Below are 24263 nucleotides of genomic sequence, written 5' to 3' on the forward strand. Positions count from 1 at the left end.
CTGAGGTTAACTATGACCCCTGTAATTGCATTGGTTGGACGCCCAAATGTTGGTAAATCAACATTGTTCAACCGCTTAACTCGTACCCGGGACGCACTTGTTGCCGATTTCCCAGGGTTAACTCGTGACCGTAAATATGGACAAGCTAACTTAGCTGGTCGTGAGTTCATTGTTGTTGATACCGGCGGTATAAACGGCGATGAAGAAGGGATTGATGCAAAAATGGCTGAACAGTCGCTACTTGCGATTGAAGAAGCTGATGCCATATTATTTATGGTAGATGCTCGAGCAGGCCTAATGGTAGCTGATCAAGCAATTGCTAAACATTTACGTAAGCAACATAAGAAAGTATTTCTTGTTGCGAACAAAACAGATGGTCTAGATGGCGATGTTGCAGTTGCTGAATTCTATGCGCTTGCACTTGGTGACATTTACCAAATTGCGGCAGCGCAAGGACGTGGCACAAATATTCTAATTGAAGAAGCATTAGCACACGTTGAAGTTGTTAATCCTGAAGAAGAGGAAGAATTCTCTGACGCAGACCCTTTCATTGATGGTGAATTATTACCTGAAGAAGAAGAGGAAGAACGTCCTGACGATTATTCAAGTTTACCGATTAAACTTGCGATGATTGGTTGCCCTAACGTAGGTAAATCAACACTGGTTAACCGTATTTTAGGTGAAGAACGTGTTGTTGTTTATGACATGCCTGGTACTACACGTGACAGTATTTACATTCCAATGGAGCGTGATGGTCGTAACTACATGCTTATTGATACTGCCGGTGTACGTCGTCGTAAAAATATCAATGAAGCTGTTGAGAAATTCTCAATCGTGAAAGCATTACAAGCAATCGATGATGCTAACGTTGTATTGATGGTATTTGATGCACGTGTTGGTGTTACCGCTCAAGATCTAACATTATTAGGTTTTGCGATTAACTCTGGTCGTTCAATTGTAATTGCAGTGAACAAGTGGGATGGTTTAGATTCTGATGTGAAAGATCGCATTAAATCTGAATTAGACCGTCGCTTAGGCTTTATTGACTTTGCACGTATCCACTTTATCTCGGCATTACACGGTACTGGTGTGGGTAACTTATTTGAATCAATCACAGAAGCATTTGATTCATCTACGAAACGTGTATCAACGTCTATGCTAACGCGTATTGTACGTATGGCTGTTGATGATCACCAACCGCCAATGCACGCAGGTCGTCGTGTTAAGTTACGCTATGCGCATGCGGGTGGCTACAATCCACCACTTATCGTCGTGCATGGTAACCAAGTAACAAAATTAGCGCATTCTTATCGCCGTTACTTAATTAACTATTTCCGCCGTTCATTAAAAATTATGGGCACGCCGATTAAAGTTGAATTCCGTGATGGTGAAAACCCGTTTGCAGATAAGAAAAATAATTTATCATTATCGCAACAGAAAAAACGTCGTCGTATGATGTCACATTATAAGAGTCGTAAATAATAGTCTCGATTATTATTGATAGAAAGGTCTGTTTTTACAGACCTTTTTTTATGCCTATAAATCAGTAAAAGCGTAGTTTCAGTGATGATTAAGGCATATTCTTCACGTTAAGGTATCTACTTTTATGTAAAGACTGCTACTATTTGAGTCTTATTGATAGGGATGCGAACGAATCAAGATGGATAGTTTGAGAGGTTTTAGTTGACCATAGTTGCAGTGGTGTATTTTTCGGAGTCTGGGTCAACGCAGGCGCTGGCGCGTGAAGTGATTTCAGGTATTAGCACCGTTGAAGATGTGAAGGTGATGGAGTGTCAAATAGAACCTTGGGACATGTTTGAAGGTCGCTTTGATAATGATGAATTCATGTGCTTGCTCGATAATACCGATGCTATCGTTTTTGGTTCCCCCACCTATATGGGCGGCGTTTCTGCGCAGTTCAAAGCATTTGCCGATGCCACTAGCGAGCGTTGGGATAGTCAGCAATGGCGCAATAAATTCTGTGCCGGTTTTACGGTCGGCAGCTGTCTTAACGGTGACCAAACTAATACCATTCAATACATGGCGACGTTAGCGAGTCAGCATGGCATGTTATGGGTTGGACTCGATATTGCGGGCGGTTATAACAGTGTTGGATTAAATCGCTTGGGCTGTCAGTTAGGTGCGGTAGGACATAATCCAGAAGGCGAGGTCCATCGTAGTGATCTTGATACGGCGAAGTACTTAGGGCGTCGTGTCGCTATCATCGCTAAAGCCTGCAGTATTAACTTACAGGCTTTGTGATGCTTATTTATAAGTGCTATCAGTGTGATTAATATTAATCATGAGTTAAGCGCTCAAGCGTTTAACGAGCTGAGTAACCAGTAATTCAGCACCGGCTAAATCATCTTGATCAAAACGACCTATGCTTGGGCTATCGATATCCAGCACGCCGATTAATTTACCATTTACCACAATCGGTACCACGACTTCTGAGTTGCTGGCAGCGTCACACGCGATATGACCAGGGAAGTCATGTACATCACTAACCAATTGACTCTGCAATGTACTTGCTGCTGTCCCACACACGCCGCGGCCGACTGGAATGCGGATACACGCGGGTAGCCCTTGGAAAGGACCTAATACTAACTCGTTATTCTCGTAGAGATAAAAACCAGCCCAGTTAACATCTTCTAGTTCCATAAATAACAACGCACTGAGATTCGCGAGATTGGCAATTAAATGTGTTTCTTCTGCCATTAAAGCGTCCGCTTGTTGGGCAAGACGCTGATAAAGTTGGATCGTGGACATGTATTCCCTTGATGAACAGATAAGACAGTAATGTAAGATACAGCTTATCGATGATAATGATTACCTTTATCTTATCTGATGATTATATCGTCATAAAGACCATATTGGTTTTAGCCGACTCGTTAGGGCTAAAAAACAGTGATAAGATATAGCTTAATTTACTGAAAATGTGTTTACTAAATGCGAACATAGTAGATCCTCGTCATACTTACAGCTTAGTTAAGACTTACTGTAGGGCAAAATGACAGCGGTTACTTTACCTCTTATTTAATATTTATCCTGTTTCGTCGACTGAAGTTATAAATTCATGCATATATACCTAGTTACTCACGAGAAAGAGTTCTCGCGCCGCAGTAATACCGGCAAACTCGTTCAACAGTTTTTGCCTAATGAAACCAGTATCGTCGCTTGGCGTCGGAAAGAACCGGACACTCAATTGTTAGCGGCGATCAAAACCAGTCGTGTGGCTATTTTAGCACCAGGCGCAGAAGGCGAACATGAAATAACGGATTTTGATAGTTTGGTATTGCTGGACAGTACCTGGCAAGAAGCACGGAAGATGTATAGTCGCAGTGACTATCTAAAAGATTTACCTAAGGTCACATTAACGGCGACACAGGCATCCGAATTTATTTTACGCGCTAATCAAGTTGACGGCGGGTTAAGTACCGTTGAATGTGTAATAGAATTACTACGTTTGCAACAACGTGAACCAGAAGCAGAGCAACTAAAAATCGAATTTAAAGCATTTATTCGCGCTTGTTTATAATCGTTTGGCGATAGTTTTTCGGCGTGCTCTGGGTCCAACGGCGAAAGGCTTTATAAAATGCAGCTGGAGTCGCAAAGCCTAACAAATACGATATCTCACTAAAGCTCAGTAGGGTGTCACGAACATAACTCAATGCTAGCCCCTGCCTCGTTGTATCCATGATGCGTTGATAGTTGGTATTTTCTTTGTATAACCGTCTTCTTAACGTCCACGGCGATGTGCCCAGTAGTGCTGCGACTTGGTTAATGTCCGGCATATTACCCACTAAGTTATGACTTACCTTTTCGATTACTTTGCTTTGCCAATCTTGGTTTTGCTGTAGTAGGTTTAGTTCGTGATGACATAGTTGTTGCGCTTGTAAATAACTGCTCATGCAAGCATCTGGTAGTGGTATGTCTATATGCTGACTATTTAATACTAAGCCATTAAAGGCCGAATTAAAGATCACCGGACATTGAAAAAATGCATGGTAGCGTTCGCTGTTGTGCGGTTCGGGATATTCAATATGCACTGTTTTGATAATAGTAGCAGACTGGGTTAAATGTTTAGCTCGGGATGTTAGCAAGGTAAACCAACTAGCCAGCACCGAGTCCACGACAAAACAATTATAGAGATTGTATGGTGCTATAGAGTAGAAACTTAGCGTCGGCTCTGGTGTCGTGACATTCGTATTCTCATGTTTATTCTCATTAGTAATAGGGGTAAAGGTGGAGTGCCCGCGTACATTTTGACTTAATAAACTCTCATATTGTGCCAAGACTTGTGCCATCGTACTAATGTCAGGCGCAGACATAGCTGCAAACCCTAACATGCCGTAATGTTGAAAGCAGACATTTTCCCCCATCAATAAACCCAGATCGTCTCGCTGGGTTTGTTGGATAAGATCAAAACCGATACGCATATATTTGGGAATGGATAAACGTCCGTTATGAGCACTAAGTTGCGAGATAGAGACGTTATATTTGGCTAAAATAGACGTCATATCGCCATTGATTTTATGACTGGTTAAGCTCATTTGTTGCAAAAAATTAACCGAAATATCCCCTAAACTTACTTTTGACTCTTTCACTTCCGTCATACTAATCATATCCGTTATCACAAATGCGAGTTAACAATGTTAGCAATTAGCTAGTTAAATACTGATTGCTAACTAAAGATAATTAATTGTATATCATGAGCATTGTATCCGCCGTGCTTTAGCGCTACTTTTCATAACATAATAATAAAATAAAAAGCATAAACGCTAAAATAAATACTCAATGCAATGGAGTGAATCATGTCTGCACACAATAAATATCCGAACTTATTAGCACCACTTGATCTGGGTTTTACCCAACTAAAAAACCGCGTATTAATGGGCTCTATGCATACCGGGCTAGAAGAAGTCAGTAATGGCTTTACCCGCATGGCTGCTTATTTTGCTGAACGTGCTGCGGGTGGTGTTGGACTTATTGTGACTGGAGGCATAGGTCCCAATCCTGAAGGTGCGGTTTTTCAAGGTGGCTCGAAAATGGATACACCTGAAGAAGCTGAAGCGCATAAAGAAGTCACCGCCGCTGTGCATGCAGCGGGCGGTAAAATTTGTATGCAGATCTTACATGCGGGGCGTTATGCTTATAGTAAGCAACCTGTTGCGCCATCTGCGATCCAAGCGCCGATTAATCCAGCGCGTCCACGTGCGTTAACGACCGAAGAAGTTTATCAACAAGTGGCTGCCTTTGTTAAGTGTGCAGGGCTGGCGCAATCGGCGAATTATGATGGTGTTGAGATCATGGGGTCGGAAGGTTATTTGATTAACCAGTTTATTGTGGAACACACCAATCAGCGTGATGATGAATGGGGTGGCAGCTTTGAAAATCGCATTCGTTTCCCGATTGAAATTGTCAGACAGGTACGTGAAAAAGTGGGTTCTGACTTTATTATTATCTATCGCTTGTCGATGCTTGACCTGATTGAAAAAGGCAGTTCGTGGCAGGAAGTCGTGGCTCTCGCAAAAGCCATTGAGAAAGCAGGTGCAACCATTATTAATACCGGTATCGGTTGGCATGAAGCGCGAGTTCCGACGATTGTGACTAAAGTACCAAGAGCGGCATTTACCAAGATCACGGCAAAATTAAAAGGGGAAGTATCGATCCCCTTAATCACCACAAACCGTATTAATACCCCAGAGATCGCAGAGTCTGTACTCGAGCAAGGTCATGCTGATATGGTGTCGATGGCACGTCCATTCTTGGCTGATCCTGAGTTTGTGAGTAAGGCCATTGCGGGTAAAAGTGATGAGATCAATACCTGTATCGGGTGTAACCAAGCATGCTTAGATCATACGTTTAGTATGAAGCTTACCTCTTGTTTAGTGAACCCGCGTGCTTGTCGTGAAACTGAACTTATTTACGTTAAATCACCAGTAAGTAAGCGTATTGCCGTGGTTGGCGCTGGGCCTGCTGGTTTAGCATTTGCGACAGTGGCTGCGCAGCGTGGACACAAGGTGACGATCTTTGATGATAAAGCAGAGGTTGGCGGACAATTTAACATTGCCAAGCAAGTGCCCGGCAAAGAAGAGTTTTTTGAAACCTTACGTTATTATTCAACAATGACGGCTAAATTGGGCGTTGAAATTATACTGAATAAACGCGTATCAGCAGATGAACTTATCGCTAACGGTTTTAATGAGGTGGTATTAGCAACCGGGATCGCCCCCCGCACCCCAGCGATTGAGGGAATTGGTCACAGTAAGGTACTGTCTTATTTAGATGTATTACGGGATAAAAAACCAGTTGGTCAGAAGGTAGCGATCATTGGCGCTGGTGGTATTGGTTTTGATGTCGCTGAGTATCTTGCTCATGATCATACTTCGACTGCTGCAAGTCTAGATATAGATACGTTTATGCGCGAGTGGGGGGTTGATCTAACGGTGCAAAATAGGGGTGGTTTAATCGCTGCAGAAAAATCGGCTGCAGTGCGTGATATTTATTTATTGCAACGTAAAGCGACTAAGGTTGGCGCTGGACTAGGTAAAACCTCAGGCTGGGTACATCGAGCTGGGTTAGCAAGTAAAAAGGTCGCTATGCTGAATAGCGTAGAGTATGTGAAAGTAGATGATCAAGGATTACATATTTTGGTTGCTGGTGAAGCACAAGTCTTAGATGTGGATAATATTATTGTTTGTGCGGGTCAAGATCCGTTACGTGAGTTACAAGCTCAACTGGAGACTGCAGATCAACAGGTACATCTTATTGGTGGTGCTGATATTGCCGCGGAACTCGATGCCAAACGAGCGATCAAACAAGGATCTGAGTTGGCTGCTGTGATTTAGTCTAGATAGTATTCTGATTTTAATGCATATATGAGGGCCGCATTATCGCGCTGATAAAAATTAAATTATTTCACTTAATATCAGTGCGGTCGTGCAAATTTACTCTAGTCTTGAAGTCTGAATTTAACTTTAATGATGAGTGTAAGAATGCCCAGAAAGTTGTGTTATTTATTGGAACTACCTGATTCTAAAGTGGCATTTAGTGTGTTACTCATTGCAGATAAAGCCTGCTTGTCTGTGACTGGTATTGATGAGTGTTATGCCATTGATCGACTGATGATCGTTGAAAATCCCAGTGCACAATTACAAGGTTATTATATTTGTGATTACGCTACGCCAGTCTGGTCACTTGAAGACTTATCATTGCAAGATATCGGGTTACTTTCTGTGCATTTCGGCTTGCTGATTGAGCACGAGTATAATGATATTTATGCGATGGAAGCACATCAGCTTATTGATGCTGAACAATATCAGTCGATTAAAACCTGAGCTATCAACTTAAACCAGACCTATCATTTAAATGTCACATTTATTTTCTGCTAATTGTGCTATAACAGAGTGTGCTCAGTAAGATTAACTGTCTGTTATGTGAAGAGGAAATGATGGCTAAACTGAAAAATGAAAAAAAATTATTTAAAGCTGCGATCACATTAGGTACTCAGTATCTACAGCAACGTGGCAGTACATTTACAGCAACAGATCCAGAAGACATTAAAGCGCAATATATTTATAAAGCCTTAGTGTTTGATAAACTGATGCAACCTCTTGCTAAAGATCAAGAAACGACCTTAAATATTAAACATAAGTTAGCAATTTGGATCTCAAGAAAATTACCGGCTGACCATCCCCTACTTAACAGTGATTAGTCACGACGACTGTTTATTAAAATCATTGATGGGCTGAACATGTTACATACGTGTTCAGCCCTTTTTTATTGGTGATTTATGACACTGTAAGAATAACGTTGCCGCTTTGATCCCTGCACTATAATCATTTTCGAGCGTGGATACTTGACGCGTTAATGTTGGGGTTTGTAGTTCTTCATCAGGCGCAATTTCGATAATATTGATCCCTGCTGGTGGATTACGCATAAACTCGCAAGTATTGTTATATTCTTCACTGTAGTTATCGAGCAACTTGGTGAGTACGGTATCGTGCCTCACCCAGATCGTAAGTAGGCGTTCTAAAATCGATAATTTTTCTATCCATTTTTTGGTTCGCGTTCTAATGACGATAATGTTATTCGCCCCTAAATCGACGGCTTTCCTGACTGGAATTGGATCGACTAGCCCGCCATCGATATGCACATCATCACCAAGTTTAACACCAGGACGAAATACGATAGGCAAGGCACACGAGGCTATTATCTGTTGAAACCAACGGCTCGGTTCTGCATTTTGATAACTGGCTTTGCCTTTTAATTTGTCACAGCTAGTGATCACAAAAGGGCGGGAGTTTAATCGTCGTTTTGCTTGAGTGAGATCGATAGGATCATGTAGTGCTAATAAATCATGTAATTCATTAAGCTCCATGGCATTACCACCTTTGATAAAACGTCTCCAATCCACAAAAGTGGTTGATTTAGCCAAGCGGTTAATAAGACGTACAGAGTATTTTTTTTGCCCTGCAATAAATGCGGATAAATTTAAGGTGCCGGCAGAACTGCCAATAAACAAATCAAAAGGATCGTAACCATGGTCTAAAAAGGTATCTAACACGCCAGCAGTAAATACGCTGCGCATACCTCCGCCTTCTACAACAAGTGCTGTTTTAATCATAGCAACCTCGATATATTTGCTTGCCTTAACCACCTTTGTATCGCAATGGTTATAACTGTACAAGTACCAACAAGCGTAGAGTAAATACCAGTATTTGGTAGATATGTTTAGTGCGTTATCTGATTGTGATTAGCATAGTGCTGTATTTAAGTGACCAGTCTTGTTAATCAGTATCGCTAAACAGTATTGGACAAGACTGTGACAGCTACGTGAAGTAAGGATGATGTTATAGTGACAAAAATTAGAAGGAATTGACTAATAGTGGGGGGCAGAATGATGAAGCAGGCAGTAGCCTTTCCATCATTCAATTTTCAAGGTGAGTAATTATTTCAAATCAATGAAATCGAGCGCGTCTTGTAAGGTTTTATCCGGGATCTCTTCCATAGGTACATGGCCAGCATCAGGGTAAGTGATCAAGGTTGATCCCGAAATATTCACGAGCCATAGTTCACTTAATTCCGGCGGAACCCAAATATCTTTTTCTCCCCACATCAGTAATGTCGGCGCAGTGATAGTGGCAAAATTGAGTGGTTGTTGTTTACTATTTTTTTCATCCAACATGGCAATCGTATTCGCATAGGCTTGTTTAGCACCTGGGCGTAATGAAAGATGGATATAACGATCCATGTTGGCCTTGGTGATCCGTTCTTGATCACCATAGACGTCTTTGACGCCCATAGCTACAATGAAAGGGGGGAATACATTCGCAGCAAGACTGTTGATTCCGGGCATGCTGGCTAAACTCAAAATAAACGGCAGATCTTGAGGTGCGCCTGCAGGATCAATCAAAATCAGTTTCTTTACGTTATCGGGATTGTTCGCTGCATAGTGAGCTGAAATATAACCACCCAATGAATTACCCGCCAAAATGAAATTTTCAAGTTGTAGTTGGTTAATAAATTGTGCAAATGAATCGTGTAACAGATCTTCAGAAAAGTCATCAGGGTTCTCAGGCCCGCCAGTTAATCCAAAGCCGGGCACATCAAGGCTGATGATCCGATAGTCGGCCGCTAAACTTTTATTCCAATCATCCCATGTATGTAATGACGATAAAATACCATGTATTAATACAATTGGCTGACCATTAGGATTACCTTCGTCACGATAATGAATACGCATGCCATTAACATCCATCCATTGCGATTCTTCATTGGCATACAAACTATTAAGATCTTCAATTGGCATTTCGCCAACGCCCCACACGCTACTGACTGTCGGGCTTGCTGCTACAGCATCTTGCATACTCGAACATCCGGTTAAATTGAGGCTCGCTGTCACGGTTAGGGCGATTGTTAAAGGTAATATTTTCGCTCGTCTAAAGGTCATCATCACTGTTTCATCCTTGAAATCTGGCAGGCTCTGTATTGAGAGTAATGACGTAGCATAAATCAGTTAATTTTAAACTTATGCCTAATTAATTGGCTAAATGTCATTAAGTGGCGCTTGATCACTAAATAAAGGATTATCGATCGCAGTACCGAGCTCTGGTAATAAACGTTCACTGGTATCTTGATAACCGACTTTAAAGCGCACACGGTTAATGCATATTCTTTCCATTGTTGGTGCCAGTAAATCAAATAATTTAAACCGTGATTTCAAGTTTGGAAATTGTCCTTGATAGTGCCTAATTCTGGTGTTGATAAGTTGGTAGAAATCACGTTCGCTATAGCCCATTTCAGCTTGTAAATAAGGTGAAACAAAACGTAAAACCGTCACGAAATGGCCGGTATATAAATCATGTAACAGATAATTAGCAGGTAATCGTGTAAGCGCTTGTTTTATGTGTGTTGGAAAAATAGCTAACTCGTCAAACTCTTGATCAATAAGCCGTAAGTCGCCATGGAAATCCTTAATCGCTAGTCCGGTCGGAATATTATTTTCAAATATGATTGTCAGATTTTGACCGTGTGATACCAAAGCAATCCCGTATTGACACATAAGGTGATAGAGCGGAATAACAGTGCAATCAAACAGTTTCGTTAACCACGTTTGTACATCAAGTTGACTGTCTTTGATGTAAGTTGCAATGAGACTATTGCCTTGATTGTCGGTTTGCATTAACGCGGCAGCGAGTTTGTCTTGTTGACCAGATTGTAATAGCGCCGCAGGGCTTTGACGAAAGATAACACCGAGCATTTCGTTATAACGATAAGGGGTATTGATGACATCTTCTTGTAACGGTTGGGGTACATGAATCCCTGCCCATTCTTGTAATACCTGTAAGTTAGATTGAGTTAAAAAAGTATCTTCTTGGCAGAGTTGATTAATGGTTTTTGATAGCAGAGCGCCTGAGGTGATGTATTTACCCGGAATACCACGATAGCAGGAAGTATTTAAAATGGTGATCGGCAATTTAATGTCATTTTTAGTCGGGGATGTGATGTTTGATAGTGTTCGAATAGATTGTTGTGCTTGATAAATATCACCTGTTACACCTAAGTCAATAATGTCTTTACTCGCAAGCAAAGCAGTGAATTGTGGCACAATAAATTGACTGAATTGCCAAGGATGCACGGGGATAATCCAGTACTCTTCTGGGTTAATGCCTTGCTGAGTTAAATTTTCTATAAGCTGGTTTTTATCTTCAATCGGCATCAATTGCGCCAATAATAATGCTTGGGGATTTACTTGGTCTGAGGACATCGAACTATTGCTTGATACTGGCAATTCTATACCTGTCTGGGTCATAGATTTGTTAATGGCCACATAATGTAATTGGAATGATTTCGCGGCTTCTGGTGCGTAACGGGCGAGTTCATTAACTCCCCATCCAAGTCTCCCTTTGTTTGCGATTGCTTTTGGGTGGCCTTTCAATACAGACTGCAAAGCAATGCCTGATAATGCCGTTAATTGGCTAAGGGAATAGCTGTTTCGATGCTGGTGGGAGATAAGATCTGCATATAATGTTTGCTGTATTTCCTCAATTAAATTACCCAGAATTATACCATCTAGTTTAATGGCGTTGGCAATATCTTTGATCAACATTGCACTCGGTATGTTAGCTACCCCATTACGCGTCATGGTGCTTGGGTCGACAATAATGTTATGCCAAATATGCTGTTGTGCGACAAATATCCAAGTGATGCCATCCACTTCCCAGCTCCAATTATTCGTGTCTAGTTGTTCGGGAAAGATCACTTCTTCATAGTGTAATTCACTGATGATTTTAGCATTCAATTCATTGTTTATATTCGTCCATTGTTGACTGCATATGTTGGTCATTTGTAAATCCATTGTTTTTAATTATGAGCGATTTGTATAATAATCTTAGTGACAATGATTCTCATTTGCAATAGTATGTTTGCGAAATGTGAAATTTTGAGCTAAGGGATTAAGTGAGATGAAAGTCATTGTCGGTTTATCATGTTGGGTACTAGGGGCATTGCAAGGCGCAATTCTCATCCTTGTACCTGTGATGATGGAACAAGGCGAAGTGACCGCATGGATGATCGCAATCCCTTTAGCGTTAGGTACATTTATCTTTGTTGTTGGTTCGGGTTATTGGGGCCGATGGTTAGATCGCTGCGTTGCCAATCAACGCCCACTGAGCTTGGTACTAACGCTGATATTATTTGGTTTTACGTTATCGCAATTAAGCTTTTTATCTTTACTCGAAAGTCATCAATTAACCGGGACAAACTTAATTATAGGTTTGTGTTTGAGTCGCGTATTACACGGGATGTTCTGCAGTGGTGTTATACCGACCGCGCAATTATGGTTATCACAAAAAGATAAGCAGGGTGAGAAGCTTATTTGGGTAACGATATCAACGAATATGGGGAGGGTTACTGCGCCATTACTGACATTTGTACCGCTTGATGTCACTTATTTTAGCTTGTGGTTTGTATTGTTTATCACATTATCAGCTTGTATATCTTGTTGTTTTATTATGTGTTACCACCGTAATAACAAACAATTTAACTTGTTATCTTCTCTTAAATATCGATTAAAAGATGATTATGAGGCCGCTACATTTTCGACCACAACTTCGAACACAACTCCTACAGCATCTCCGACAACTGTTACGACCAGGGTAACAACGAATACGATAGCACGACTTGGTTCTACGATTATGATGACTGCCTTTTTCATCACGCTATTCTCATCGCAATTACAATTTAGCTTAGGCCCAATACTCAGTGCCAATGGCGTATTGACCGCCCTTCAAGCCAGTGCTATGACGGCGAAACTACTCTTGTCTGCCAGTATCAGCGCACTTTTTTCATTATTCGTTTTATATAAATTACTGATCCGTTCAACACCTGTTTTTTTGAGCTTTATTACGTTGTCTTTTGTGCTTGGCACTGTGCTGCTGATATTGGATATACAGCTAATGCTGAGCGTCATTTTGATTAGTTCAGCCCTTGCAATGGCGCCTGTTTGGTACACGGCGACGGCAATGGGCAGTACGGAGACGCGAAAAGCGCGAGTATCCGCCTCTATTTCACAGGCCCATACATTGGGTAATGCGTTTGGCGCCTTGCTGGCGGGATTATTACTGACTTGGAATAGTGATTATTTATTCCTTGGTTTTGTCATTCTGATGGTGCTGATTGTGTTGGGGTGGTTACGCCTCTATCGACAATCAACACCGTTGAATAATGCTGTCGAGAACTTGCCTCGACAGTCTGTCATCGAAAAATAAAAAATAAAAAATAAAACAACTCTTAATAAATGGAATTAATAATGAAACTTGCTAAGTCAACGACAACCAAATTTGTACTTAACCCTATCCTTACGGCAATGTTAGGGTTATCTGTTTCCCTCAGTGCTCAAGCTGCGGTGAGTAGTGCCGATCAAGATGAAAGTATGACGGTGGTGACAGCAAACCGTAGTACGCAAAGTATCAGTGATATTGCGGCAACGGTTATGGTTATTGAAGGGGAACAAATTGCTGAACAGGCTAAGTCTGGTGTGGATTTTAAAGCGTTATTAGCTAATCTGATCCCCAGCCTAGATGTGGGTAGTCAATCACGAACTAACTCAGGCCAAAATATGCGTGGCCGTAAAACACTGGTGATGATAGATGGTATTTCATTAAATTCAACACGCAGTATTAGCCGTCAATTTGATTCGATTAATCCGTTTAATATTGCCCGTATTGAAGTTATCTCTGGCGCATCAGCTATGTATGGTGGTGGCAGTACTGGTGGTGTTATCAATATCATTACTAAAAAAGGCCGCGATGCGGATGGCGTCAGTGAGACTTGGTTAGGCGCTAAATCAGGTTTTAATAGCAGCGAAGATTTAGAGTGGCAAGTTGCACAGTCTGTATCAATGAACAATGAAAATATGGATGGTCGTCTCGCTGTATCTTATGTTGATACAGGCGGAATGTATGATTCAAATGGCGATATGGTATTGCATGATGTCACCCAAACCAGCACACAGTTTAATAGCCAACTCGATATTATGGGTAATGTAGGGTTTAAACTTTCTAGCACTAAGCGTCTGGAACTGATGGCGCAATATTATGATAGCGGCCAAGACAGTGATTATGGTGTTGATTATGGTCCTAACTATGGCTATATCAACGATCCGAGTAAAGATATTGGTATGGTTGAAGGTTATCAATTGGATGATCAAGCTCAGTCGGTAAGAAGTTTAATTTCGGCGAACTATAGTGACGCGGACTTTTTTGGCCAAACGCTTAATCTACAGTTATTCCATCGCAGCGAATCGTTACATTTCAATCCATTTCCTGATTTCGCAAGTGGTTCATTGGGTTCGTCAGAGCAAGATACGCAAATTACAGGTGCAAAATTAGTCTTAACTTCAACGCCTACAGATGCGCTTAGCTTAGTTTATGGTGTGGATGCCGATTATGAAAAATTTAGTGCCACTCAAAATATGTATGATCCTAGAACAGCAGCTGCAACTAGTGGTTTAGTACATACAAAGATCGGCGAAACAGGGCGTTACCCAGATATTAAAAACACTTCGTTTTCTGGTTTCTTACAGGCTGATTATCAGATTATAAAATCACTGTCGGTTAATGCTGGTGTGCGCTATCAGTATATTGAAATTGATGTGGAAGATTTTGTTGCAGCTAGTGAGCAGTATAAAGTGCTCACAGGAAGACTTGCATCTGCAGACGCAGTACCTGGCGGTAAGAAAGGTTACGGTAATACCTTATTTAATACAGGACTTCTTTATAAAATTACGCAACAGCAGCAGCTATGGTTTAATTTTTCTCAAGCATTTGAAGTACCAGATCCGGCTAAATATTATGGCCGTGGTACGTATGATAATAGTGGTAATTTAACCAGCAGCATTAATGTATCGAACAACCCGTTAGAAGGGGTTAAAACCAATGCCGTTGAACTCGGTTGGCGTTTAAATCAAGATGCAGTATCTGCACAGCTAGTGAGTTATTACTCATTGTCTGATAAAAAGGTTCAATACAATAAAGCCGATCAAACCGTCGATGTTGTTGATAATGATGTCCGTATTTATGGCTTAGAAGGACAATTAGATTATTACTTAACGAATGAATTAAGCTTAGGGGCTAACTTTAACTACATCATTAGTGAAGCGAAAGACTCGGGCGAATGGCAAGATCTAACGATCGATAGTGCTAGCCCTTCAAAAGCATCTGCGTATCTTGCTTGGCAGGCTGACTCACTACAAGCTCGTTTACAAACGATGCAAATGTTTAGCTATGAAGATTCAGCAGGTAACAAGCTTGAGGGTTATAACACGGTAGATTTATTAACGGGTGTCGCATTACCTGTCGGTGCTTTGCAATTTGGTATTACCAACTTGCTTAATACTGAATACGATACATTGTGGTCTCAGCGTGCACAAAGTACTTATAGTAGTTTGATTGCGAATACGTCATTAGTGAAATTCCAAGGCCAAGGCCGTACTTACTCTGTTAACTACAGTGTTGAGTTCTAGCATTGATGCCTTTGTTAACTGTGAATAAATTAACTTGCCGTTTAGGCGGCAAGTTAATCCTCAAGGATATTAGCTGCGAATTTTTAAAAGGTAAAATTACCGCTTTGGTTGGTCCCAATGGCTCAGGTAAAAGTACCTTATTAAATATTATCGCAGGGCTCACTCCAGCTGAAAAGGGTGAGATATTACTTGAAGGAAAGGGGATTAAGCAGTATTCCCGTGCTGATATAGCCTTGCGTATCGCAATGCTGCCGCAACGTCATGCCGTACCTGTTGGTTTGACGGTGGCAGATCTAGTTGAGTTTGGTCGTCATCCACACCGTCGTTGGTTCGCGCCACTCTCAACAGAAGATAAAGAAAGAATGCACTGGGCGATGGTTGAAGCTGGTGTGCTTGAGTTTGCTGATCTTGCTATTGAAACCTTATCGGGTGGTGAGGCGCAGCGTTGTTGGCTGGCGATGGTATTGGCTCAAGATACTGACATTGTGTTATTGGATGAACCGACCTCTTGGCTTGATATTGCCCATCAAATCGAACTCTTGCATATCGTCCAACGTCTAAACCAAGATTACGGTAAAACCATTATTTGGGTATTACACGATCTTAATCACGCGCAACAATTTAGCCATCAAGCCATTATGCTACAGCAAGGCGAAGTTGTTGCCAGTGGACGCGTTGATGATGTCTTCACTGCAGAGCGTATAAGTGATGTATACCAAACGCCTATCATGCGTGTGCAAGTGAATGATCAGACCTTGTTGTGGCCCTGCACTAAAGCGGTGAGTGATGAACCGTTACTCGAGCAGCAGGTATTGCAATGATAAGTACAGTGATCAGCGTCATGAAAAACGCAAAGGCCCGTTTGCAACGAACAAGCAACCTCATGCTGGTGGCCATTGCATTATTGCCTGCGGCCGTATTGGCTAACGACATTAATAAGCAGGTGTTCACTGCGTTAGCTCAACCCTTACCATTGACCGGATTAACGCAGACTTATCAACAGCAGCCTAAAGTGGTTGCACTTAATTGGAGTGCGGCTGAAATGCTACTGTCGTTAGGGATACAACCACAAGCGGTGACATCTCGTAACGGTTATCGCAAGTGGCAGTCTAACTCTCCAGCCTTACCTATTGATGTCGTTGATGTCGGTAATCGCGCGTTTCCGAGTTTCCCTTTATTGATGCAATTACAGCCTGATTTGATCGTCGGCTACCCGTTTCGCCATGCGCGTATAAGTGATGATCTTAATCGTATAGCGCCAACGTTGTTGCTACAGCAGTTTGGACGTGTCGATCAGCCGCAATACCGTTATATGCAGCAAATGCGCAGTAATTATTTAACCTTGGCAGAGCAGCTCGACAAGGTTGAATTAGCCCAAGCGCAGCTTGATGATATGGACGTTGAATTAGCACGTCTTAAGCAGACAATCACCTTGGCTGGATTAGCTGGTAAACGGATCGCATATGGCAAGTTTGTCGGTATGGGGTATGGATTACGAGTATTTTCGACTCAGAGTTTAGCTGCTTCGGTTGTTCATGATCTCGGCTTGAATTATGCGTGGGACACGCACCTACCGGGTAAAGACTTCACCCATCTACAGCTTGAACAAATTCAATTGCTTGAAGATACAGCATTGGTTTTGGTGAAGGAAACGCAATCAAAAGGTGAGCGTATGACGTTATCACCGCTGTGGGCACAACATGAATTTGTGCAAAATGATGACATTTATTACGTGCCCGCATTGTGGAGTTTTGGTGGTCCGGTATCTGTGATCCGGATGGCAAGGGCATTTACAGCGGCCTTAGTAGGGGGCTCGGATGTTAGTTAATGTTGATAATAAAACGCAGGATAACACGGTGCGAACAAGGGTATTAGCAAAGGCATCCTTGAACGTATTTTCAAAATTACTGTTAATGGGTTTGTTTATGCTGGCGTTACTGTCGGTTGGTACTTTTGCAGTTGTCCCGAGTATGGACCTGTTTGATAGCTACCAACAAACGTATGTATTTCAACTTTTGTTACCGACCCTGTTAATCGCGGTATTAAGTGGTGCGTTATTGGCACAATCTGGCACCGTGGTACAAGTTACTTTGGGCAATGATTTTGCATCACCCTCTACGATAGGAATCAGCTCTGGTGCTTTATTAGGGGCAATGTTGGTTAACTTATTTGTCACAGATCCGAGTATTTGGATGGTATGGACCGCGGCATTTGTGGCAGCGGTGATGATAGCAGGATTAATCCTTACTTTATCGCAAGTAATTGGTGGCGGTAAGTTACAGCTGATCTTAATCGGTATGGCAATGAGTTTAGCGGTTGGTGCGGTATCGTCAGCCATTATGCTTTATGCAGAACAGCGTATGGATGGTTTATTTCTCTGGGGCAGTGGCAACATAAGTCAAAGTGATGGTGATTTAGCGGCTGTTATTTTAACGCCTGCACTGTTGTTATTACTCTTGCCTTTATTGTGTCATCGCCACCTTGATATGTTGAGCATGGGCGATGAAATTGCCAATATGGCTGGCTTAAAAGTTAATCGCTGGCGAGTGGGGTTATTAATGTTGGCGGTATTACAAGCCTCTTTAGTCACCGCGATGGTGGGGGTATTAGGCTTTATTGGTTTAATGGCTCCGCATATGGCGAAGTTATTTGGTCATTATCGTCATCGTGAAAAGTTGATTTTTGCCAGTGTGATTGGCGCATTATTGGTTATCTTCGCTGAGTTATTTTCTCGGTCTATGCCGTTGGCGGGTTATCGCTTACCAACGGGCGTATTAACTGTGTTACTTGGCACACCTTTCTTCTTATACCTGCTGATGCGCAAGCAAGGTTTAGCTGGCATGGTGATGCAAGAAACAGGCTTTGGCTTAGCATCGCTTATTCAGTTACCTAAATGGCTAGCACTGTCTTTACCTGCGATCGCGCTAACACTGACAATTGCTTATTTCTGGCCGAGTGCTGATGGTGAGTATTTCACTCAATGGCGCATTGTCGTTGCGGTTTTTTCTGGGTTTGGCTTAGGTGTTGCGGGTTGTACTCTGCAGGCGTTGTTTCGTAATCCAATGGCGAGTCCTGACATTTCAGGTGCTACATCGGCGTCTGTTCTCTGCATTATTTTGGCCTTACAAGTCTGGCCTGATGCATCCCGTTTGTTGCTGTTTGCGTGTGCGTTAGTCGGGGCTGCAATCGTGGTTACCATCTTATTCATTGCGATGCGCTATCAATTCACCGTATCTCAACTCGCGCTGTTAGGTATTGCGATATCAGCTTGGTGCGGCACGGTTGCATCGATGGTCTTAACCTTTGGCGCAGGCGCTGCATCGGTGACTGTGCTGTGGTTAACGGGCACGACTTATGGCGCGGATAGCCAAATAGGCTTACTGCTACTTGCCATTACAATTCCTTGTTGTTTATTACTGTTTACGTTTTCACGTCATCTTGATTTATTCACGCTCGGTGAAACATGGGGGCATAACTTAGGCCAGCCGTTATTAAAATTACGGATGTTGATCTTACTGCTGGTGGTCTTAATTACTGCTGCAGCGGTTGCCTCTGTTGGCGCAATTGCGTTTGTTGGATTGCTCTCTCCACATTTATTACGGTTATGCGGACAAACTCGCCATTGGGTATTACTACTCGGTAGTGGTGCTATTGGTGCTTGGTTGTTAGTACTTGCTGACGGACTGGGTCGAACCTTGATCGCTCCCTTTGAAATCGCCAGTGGCATCTTAGTATCAATCATTGGCGGCCTCTATTTTATTTGTTTGATTTTACTTGGTTATAAAAGGCCTCGGTTTAAAAGGAGTTAGTATCATGCCTGTTTTAGATTTTATTTATCAACGTAGTTCTTGTCATGTTCATGAAATGTGCCAGCCAGCGCCTGATAATGTGCAGTTGAAACGCATTTTTCAAGCGGTGATGAGTGCCCCCGATCACGGTAACCTAAGGCCTTGGCATTTAGTTGTTGTGACGAATGAACAGGTGCCGAGTATGTGCGAATTGATGTGTGAAGCTTGGTTAGAAGATGGCGGTGATATCGACCCAGCGAAGGTACGTCGACTGACTAATTACCTTGGCGATGCGCCTATGGTGGTGGTGGTGTCGGCGAATATAACGAGTCCGCATGCGGTCTCACGTCGTGATCAAGTTTTATCCGCTGCGGCGGCCTGTCAAAATATTTTATTAGCGGCTGAAGAACAAGATATTGCGGCCGTTTGGTATAGCACTGATGCCGCAGAATTACCGCGAGTACAACAATTATTTGGCTTAACTCAGCAGCAAGAGCCGGTGGCGTTTATTATGTTAGGTACTAAGAAATCAGAACGTATCAAACCGCGTGGTGAAGTGGATAAACACTGTTATCAATGGCAAGGCGATGGCGAACTCGTTCCGTTATTTGCACGAGAGGAGAATGACGATGCAGTATAGCTATAGTCAAAAGTTATCATTAGATGCATTTCTAAATGCGCTATTGAATGAGTGGATGGATTACGACATTACCGATGATGAAATATGTATCGCGATGGCAGCTGGCAAATTGGTACTGCCGTTATTACAGCGCTCTGCGGTGCAACGTTTTCAATTTAATTACCCCGTTAAGTTGCGTGATTTACAAGGAGATGTCGAAACAGATATCGCTTATGCGGACGTGGTTGAGTTAATTTGCCAACATCACGAAATTACTGGTGACTTTAGCCAAACGCAATTACTGGGCTTTAAACAGCAAGTGTTTACGAGCCAACGTCATATTGAAAATGTATTGGCGGCACGTACCACGCCAGTCGGTATTGATGGGTTTATTCAAGCGGAACAGAGTTTACTTGGCGGGCATAATTTACATCCTGCAGGTAAGAGTCATGCAGGGTGGACGGCTGACGAATCTAAACTGTATAGCCCTGATTATGCCAATAGTTTTGCGTTGCAGTGGTACTTTGTTGCGCCGAGTTTATTAACCGGTAATAGCCACGGCGAATCGATCTCAGCATTACTATTACAAACCTACCAAGATACATTTAATACTCAGGTATTACCAAGCGCTATCCCTGATGGTTACTTGGCTTTTCCAATGCATCCCCATCAAGTGAAAGTACTGCGTGATAATACCAGTATGCAGCAATATTTTGCTGATGGCTTGATCATTGAATGTACCGAGAGTGCGCAAGGTAAAACGTGGCACCCGACATCATCAACGCGGGCGTTATGGCAACAAGATAGCCGTTGGATGCTGAAATTTTCACTTGCGGTGAAGCTAACAAACTCTGTGCGTCACCTGTCGGTAAAAGAATTAGAGCGTGGCGTATTGTTCAGTCAGGTCAGTGAAGAACTGGCTGCGGCTGAATTGTGGCAACGTTTCCCGTCATTCTCGGTATTACAAGAACCCGCTTGGTGTGGGTTAAAAGACCTTAACGGAGAGGTGGTTGTCGATAGCTTATTCTGCTGGCGTGAAAATTGTTTCCCGACAGGTAAAGAATCGAGCATGGTGTTAGCTACATTGACCCAAACGAAGGAGGATGGCGGTAATTTTATTCAAGACTTAATCGCCGAATGTGCGACGCATCAATCATTGTCATATCACAATGCTAGCTTGATCTGGTTCGAACAATTCTTAGAACAAGTCATAAAACCCATCTGCGTCGCGCGTAGTGATTATGGGCTGATATTACTTGCCCATCAACAGAACATCTTAGTTGATTTTGATCATGGTCTGCCTTGTGGTGTCAAATTCAGAGATTGCCAAGGCAGTGGTTTTACCGAAACGGCTATTAAACGTTTTCCTTTATTACAAAAAAATGCCCCTGAATACTTCATGAAAAATGTAGATGTTAACTCGTATTTTAGCTATTACCTTATTGTTAACTCGCTGAATAGTGTGATTGCCGCATTACAATCAGCAGTACCGTTAGCTGACAAGCATCATATAGATAGCAAGGTATCACTTGAGCAACTTGTGCAGATGTCACAACACCTTTGGCGTCAGTTAGCGCAGCATAGTTTTTATGATCGCTCCTTCTATGATTATTTACTTAGCAGTGAAAGCTTAACAATTAAAAGTAATTTCTTCTGTTTCTTGTCTGCGCAAAATGAAAATGAAATAGCGGACCCAAGTAAAATTTATGTTCGCTACCCAAATCTATTTAAGTTTGCAGCGAAGGAAGGCGTTAACAGCGTTTTCAAACCTTTATTCAAACCACAAACCGATAGTTCGCATATCAGTAAAACCGGTAGTCAGCTGGTATTTGAAACCATCGGAGATCATTTCACGGTAAAAAGTTGTTTAAGCCAATGGGCATTTACCTATGATGATGGTTTAAATACAGATCTCGGGGCTGAAGTTAAAGCTGAAGTGAGGGGAGGGCTGAGTACCTTAGAGCAAGCGCAGTGGTTTAATATTCTTGAGCATGCTTTTACAGGCATGGGCGTTAACCGTAAGACTATTATTATCAAGCAGTCATTATGGTTAGCAATGACAACAGCACAAATACCCTCGTGGGCTGAAACGGTTTGTGATGATGTGCATATTCAACGCGCTGCATTTTATCAATACGCTAATATTTGGTCAAAAATACAGACTGGCGATAAAGCGGACGCGCCATTACTGATATCAGCTGAAGGCGTTGAATACCCACAGCGTCAACCGCAACCAGAAGGCATTTGGTATCAACAATACGTTTATGATCTTGGCCGTGTGATTAGTTTTAAATGTGCAGACCTGCAATTAGATTTAACCACATTCAGTCACTGGCATAATCGTCCTGAAGTGAGCCGTATGTGGGAACTTTCTGGAACGAAAGATGAGCATCAACAGTACCTTGAAAAGCAAACCGCAGATCCGCATAGCATGGCAGTGATTGGCTATGTTGATGGTGTGGCATTTGGTTATTTAGAAGTGTATTGGACGCCTGAAGATCGTCTTGGTATTTATTATGACTGCCAATATTACGATCGCGGTGTACATATGTTGGTGGGTAATCCGCTGTTTTTAGGTGGTCGTTACTTTGTCAATTGGGCGCGTTGTTTACAGCATGCCATTTATATCGATGAACCGCGTACCGGACATGTGTTGGGTGAACCTAGGGCTGATAATAAACACGTGGCGACAATCGCCAGTAAGGTCGGTCTACAGAAGTTAAAAGAGTTCGATTTCCCGCATAAAAGAGCTGCATTACTGTGTAGTGAACGGAATGATTTTTTTCAGCGTATTATTTAAGGATGAACATAATGGAAAAGTTAACAGATATTATCGGTATAGGTGTTGGTCCTTTCAATTTAAGTATCGCTGCGTTACTAGAGCAGGTACCAAGCTTAACAAGTTGCTTCTTGGAGCATAAAAAATCGTTCATTTGGCATGAAGGTTTGATGCTGCCAAATACTTACATGCAAACTTCTTATTTAAAAGATCTGGTTACTGCTGTCGCACCAGAAAGTCCGTATAGTTTTATTGCCTACTTGGTACGTAATAAAAAGTTCTATCGGTTTTTAAATACAGAACAAAAAACCATTACCCGTGCTGAATTTTCAGATTATCTATCTTGGGTATCCAAACAGCTAAATAATGTGAATTTTTCGCAGACGGTAGAGGATATTAATTTTGTTGGTGATCAATTTGTGATCACGACCAACCAAGCCCAATATCAAGCGAAACATATTTGCTTAGGCACTGGTAAGTCGCCTTACATCCCAGCAGAGATAAAACCTTATTTGGGTGATAACTGTTTCCATGCCAGTGAAATAGGTTTACGTAATATAGATTTAACTGGTAAACGAGTGGTGCTTGTTGGCGGTGGACAAACGGGTGCCGACGTATTCTTAAATGCGCTACGTGGTAATTGGGGACAGCCTGCCCAGTTAGATTGGGTGTCGAGACGCGCCAACTTCCAAGCATTAGATGAGGCGGCGTTTAGTAATGAATACTTTATGCCTCGTTATGTTGAACAGTTCTACCATTTGGATGAGGCGGTTAAGCAGCAAGAGATCCGAGCACAAAAATTAACAAGTGACGGTATCACTAGCGATGCACTATTGGCTATTTATCAAGAATTATACGATAAATTTGAAGTGCAAAAGCAACGTAAATGGGTACGGTTATTGCCCCACCGCACAGTAAGCGCGATGAACAATGCTGTGAATGGCTTCAACTTAATTGCTGATAATAACTTAACGGGTAAAGACGAACATTACGCTGCGACGGTCGTCATTTTGGCAACTGGATTTGAGTCAAAAATACCGGCTTGCATTAAAGCGCTAACACCTATGCTTGATCTGTCGGAGGGGGGGTTGTTACAACTAGACCCTAACTTCAGAGTGAAATGGACCGGTAATAAGGATAATCATATTTATGCGGTAAACGCAGGGTTAGACAGTCATGGTATTGCCGATCCGCAATTAAGCTTAATGGCGTGGCGGTCAGCGAAGATAATTAATGATTTGTTACCTGAACCCGCATTTGACTTAGGTGAAAATCAACATGTGATCCAATGGACTAACGATGATGTTGAAGACAATCTTGAACCTATAAATAGGGTGAGAAATTCGGTTAAGAATGTTGTTAAAAGTACTGTTAAAAGTACAAGCGAAATTGAGATGGACAGTGTAGATAAAGCGACCAAGGACGTGATGACAGAGCAGGTATTATCGATGGTTTAAACTTAATACCAGTAGTCATGATAATAACAAGAATGAAAGTATAGAGATAAATAGAATACAGATGGTAATAAAAAGGCCCCGTACTGATATC

Annotated in this window: 19 protein-coding genes; 14 read left to right on the forward strand and 5 right to left on the reverse strand. The window is 42.1% G+C overall.

The window, feature by feature from the left end; genetic code table 11:
* Nucleotides 1-12: 12 nt before the first annotated feature.
* Complete coding sequence (der, locus tag A923_RS0118995; RefSeq protein ID WP_017223281.1) at nt 13-1482, forward strand: ribosome biogenesis GTPase Der; 1470 nt, start codon at nt 13-15, stop codon at nt 1480-1482.
* A gap of 201 nt (nt 1483-1683) precedes the next feature.
* Nucleotides 1684-2262, forward strand: a complete 579-nt coding sequence (locus A923_RS0119000; protein WP_017223282.1) for a flavodoxin family protein — start codon at nt 1684-1686, stop codon at nt 2260-2262.
* 45 nt (nt 2263-2307) lie between these two features.
* Here the strand turns inward: A923_RS0119000 and A923_RS0119005 are convergent, their stop codons facing one another.
* Nucleotides 2308-2769: a GAF domain-containing protein gene (locus A923_RS0119005; protein WP_017223283.1), complete on the reverse strand. Its 462-nt coding sequence runs from the start codon at nt 2767-2769 to the stop codon at nt 2308-2310.
* A 307-nt stretch (nt 2770-3076) separates the two neighbouring features.
* Here A923_RS0119005 and A923_RS0119015 point away from each other — a divergent pair, with 307 nt between their 5' ends.
* Nucleotides 3077-3538 (forward strand): tRNA-uridine aminocarboxypropyltransferase, encoded by a 462-nt coding sequence (locus A923_RS0119015; protein ID WP_017223285.1) that lies wholly within the window; start codon nt 3077-3079, stop codon nt 3536-3538.
* Here the strand turns inward: A923_RS0119015 and A923_RS0119020 are convergent.
* On the reverse strand, nt 3519-4616 hold the full coding sequence (locus tag A923_RS0119020; protein ID WP_017223286.1) for an AraC family transcriptional regulator: 1098 nt from the start codon (nt 4614-4616) through the stop codon (nt 3519-3521). The genes A923_RS0119015 and A923_RS0119020 overlap by 20 nt on opposite strands.
* 198 nt (nt 4617-4814) lie before the next feature.
* Between A923_RS0119020 and A923_RS0119025 the strand changes: the two genes are divergently transcribed.
* The 3 genes from A923_RS0119025 (at nt 4815) to A923_RS0119035 (ending at nt 7717) form a co-directional block, all read left to right on the forward strand.
* On the forward strand, nt 4815-6851 hold the full coding sequence (locus tag A923_RS0119025; RefSeq protein ID WP_017223287.1) for an NADPH-dependent 2,4-dienoyl-CoA reductase: 2037 nt from the start codon (nt 4815-4817) through the stop codon (nt 6849-6851).
* 147 nt (nt 6852-6998) lie between these two features.
* Nucleotides 6999-7340: a hypothetical protein gene (locus A923_RS0119030; protein ID WP_017223288.1), complete on the forward strand. Its 342-nt coding sequence runs from the start codon at nt 6999-7001 to the stop codon at nt 7338-7340.
* 113 nt (nt 7341-7453) lie between these two features.
* Complete coding sequence (locus A923_RS0119035) at nt 7454-7717, forward strand: DUF5062 family protein (protein ID WP_017223289.1); 264 nt, start codon at nt 7454-7456, stop codon at nt 7715-7717.
* A gap of 54 nt (nt 7718-7771) precedes the next feature.
* Here A923_RS0119035 and A923_RS0119040 read toward each other — a convergent pair whose 3' ends face one another.
* The 3 genes from A923_RS0119040 to A923_RS0119050 all read right to left on the reverse strand — a co-directional run bounded on the left by A923_RS0119040 (nt 7772) and on the right by A923_RS0119050 (nt 11851).
* Nucleotides 7772-8629 (reverse strand): patatin-like phospholipase family protein, encoded by an 858-nt coding sequence (locus A923_RS0119040; protein WP_017223290.1) that lies wholly within the window; start codon nt 8627-8629, stop codon nt 7772-7774.
* Between the two features lie 324 nt (nt 8630-8953).
* Entirely contained in the window at nt 8954-9958 is a 1005-nt protein-coding gene (locus A923_RS0119045) for an alpha/beta fold hydrolase (protein ID WP_017223291.1), read from the reverse strand.
* Nucleotides 9959-10051: 93 nt separating this feature from the next.
* Nucleotides 10052-11851 (reverse strand): IucA/IucC family protein, encoded by a 1800-nt coding sequence (locus tag A923_RS0119050; RefSeq protein WP_017223292.1) that lies wholly within the window; start codon nt 11849-11851, stop codon nt 10052-10054.
* Between the two features lie 118 nt (nt 11852-11969).
* On the opposite strand from A923_RS0119050, the gene A923_RS0119055 reads away from it, so the two are divergent.
* From A923_RS0119055 to A923_RS0119090, 8 genes are read left to right on the forward strand one after another with little or no spacing between them, the layout of a single operon-like run.
* Nucleotides 11970-13274: an MFS transporter gene (locus tag A923_RS0119055; RefSeq protein WP_017223293.1), complete on the forward strand. Its 1305-nt coding sequence runs from the start codon at nt 11970-11972 to the stop codon at nt 13272-13274.
* Between the two features lie 41 nt (nt 13275-13315).
* Complete coding sequence (locus tag A923_RS0119060) at nt 13316-15529, forward strand: TonB-dependent receptor (protein ID WP_017223294.1); 2214 nt, start codon at nt 13316-13318, stop codon at nt 15527-15529.
* Between the two features lie 5 nt (nt 15530-15534).
* Nucleotides 15535-16350, forward strand: a complete 816-nt coding sequence (locus tag A923_RS0119065) for an ABC transporter ATP-binding protein (protein ID WP_017223295.1) — start codon at nt 15535-15537, stop codon at nt 16348-16350.
* Between the two features lie 20 nt (nt 16351-16370).
* Entirely contained in the window at nt 16371-17357 is a 987-nt protein-coding gene (locus A923_RS0119070; protein WP_033197666.1) for an ABC transporter substrate-binding protein, read from the forward strand.
* The gene (locus tag A923_RS0119075; protein WP_026006364.1) at nt 17347-19338 is read left to right on the forward strand and encodes an iron ABC transporter permease; all 1992 of its coding nucleotides are present in this window, start codon (nt 17347-17349) and stop codon (nt 19336-19338) included. The genes A923_RS0119070 and A923_RS0119075 overlap by 11 nt, the downstream gene beginning before the upstream one ends.
* 4 nt (nt 19339-19342) lie before the next feature.
* A complete protein-coding gene (locus A923_RS0119080; RefSeq protein ID WP_017223298.1) occupies nt 19343-19957 on the forward strand; it encodes a nitroreductase family protein in 615 nt (204 codons plus the stop codon).
* A complete protein-coding gene (locus tag A923_RS0119085) occupies nt 19947-22736 on the forward strand; it encodes a GNAT family N-acetyltransferase (RefSeq protein WP_017223299.1) in 2790 nt (929 codons plus the stop codon). The genes A923_RS0119080 and A923_RS0119085 overlap by 11 nt, the downstream gene beginning before the upstream one ends.
* Before the next feature lie 11 nt (nt 22737-22747).
* Nucleotides 22748-24172 carry a lysine N(6)-hydroxylase/L-ornithine N(5)-oxygenase family protein gene (locus A923_RS0119090; RefSeq protein ID WP_017223300.1) on the forward strand — a complete coding sequence of 475 codons (1425 nt, stop codon included), beginning with the start codon at nt 22748-22750 and terminating at the stop codon, nt 24170-24172.
* The last annotated feature ends 91 nt before the right edge of the window (nt 24173-24263 follow it).

The organism is Moritella dasanensis ArB 0140, assembly GCF_000276805.1.
Taxonomy (GTDB): domain Bacteria; phylum Pseudomonadota; class Gammaproteobacteria; order Enterobacterales; family Moritellaceae; genus Moritella; species Moritella dasanensis.

What these genes read in the sequence shown, in the direction of transcription:
- der (WP_017223281.1), top strand. Translation starts at nt 13, where the DNA reads ATGACCCCTGTAATTGCATTGGTTGGACGCCCAAATGTTGGTAAATCA.
- A923_RS0119005 (WP_017223283.1), bottom strand. Translation starts at nt 2,769, where the DNA reads ATGTCCACGATCCAACTTTATCAGCGTCTTGCCCAACAAGCGGACGCT.
- A923_RS0119015 (WP_017223285.1), top strand. Translation starts at nt 3,077, where the DNA reads ATGCATATATACCTAGTTACTCACGAGAAAGAGTTCTCGCGCCGCAGT.
- A923_RS0119020 (WP_017223286.1), bottom strand. Translation starts at nt 4,616, where the DNA reads ATGACGGAAGTGAAAGAGTCAAAAGTAAGTTTAGGGGATATTTCGGTT.
- A923_RS0119025 (WP_017223287.1), top strand. Translation starts at nt 4,815, where the DNA reads ATGTCTGCACACAATAAATATCCGAACTTATTAGCACCACTTGATCTG.
- A923_RS0119030 (WP_017223288.1), top strand. Translation starts at nt 6,999, where the DNA reads ATGCCCAGAAAGTTGTGTTATTTATTGGAACTACCTGATTCTAAAGTG.
- A923_RS0119035 (WP_017223289.1), top strand. Translation starts at nt 7,454, where the DNA reads ATGGCTAAACTGAAAAATGAAAAAAAATTATTTAAAGCTGCGATCACA.
- A923_RS0119040 (WP_017223290.1), bottom strand. Translation starts at nt 8,629, where the DNA reads ATGATTAAAACAGCACTTGTTGTAGAAGGCGGAGGTATGCGCAGCGTA.
- A923_RS0119045 (WP_017223291.1), bottom strand. Translation starts at nt 9,958, where the DNA reads ATGATGACCTTTAGACGAGCGAAAATATTACCTTTAACAATCGCCCTA.
- A923_RS0119050 (WP_017223292.1), bottom strand. Translation starts at nt 11,851, where the DNA reads ATGACCAACATATGCAGTCAACAATGGACGAATATAAACAATGAATTG.
- A923_RS0119055 (WP_017223293.1), top strand. Translation starts at nt 11,970, where the DNA reads ATGAAAGTCATTGTCGGTTTATCATGTTGGGTACTAGGGGCATTGCAA.
- A923_RS0119060 (WP_017223294.1), top strand. Translation starts at nt 13,316, where the DNA reads ATGAAACTTGCTAAGTCAACGACAACCAAATTTGTACTTAACCCTATC.
- A923_RS0119065 (WP_017223295.1), top strand. Translation starts at nt 15,535, where the DNA reads ATGCCTTTGTTAACTGTGAATAAATTAACTTGCCGTTTAGGCGGCAAG.
- A923_RS0119070 (WP_033197666.1), top strand. Translation starts at nt 16,371, where the DNA reads ATGAAAAACGCAAAGGCCCGTTTGCAACGAACAAGCAACCTCATGCTG.
- A923_RS0119075 (WP_026006364.1), top strand. Translation starts at nt 17,347, where the DNA reads ATGTTAGTTAATGTTGATAATAAAACGCAGGATAACACGGTGCGAACA.
- A923_RS0119080 (WP_017223298.1), top strand. Translation starts at nt 19,343, where the DNA reads ATGCCTGTTTTAGATTTTATTTATCAACGTAGTTCTTGTCATGTTCAT.
- A923_RS0119085 (WP_017223299.1), top strand. Translation starts at nt 19,947, where the DNA reads ATGCAGTATAGCTATAGTCAAAAGTTATCATTAGATGCATTTCTAAAT.
- A923_RS0119090 (WP_017223300.1), top strand. Translation starts at nt 22,748, where the DNA reads ATGGAAAAGTTAACAGATATTATCGGTATAGGTGTTGGTCCTTTCAAT.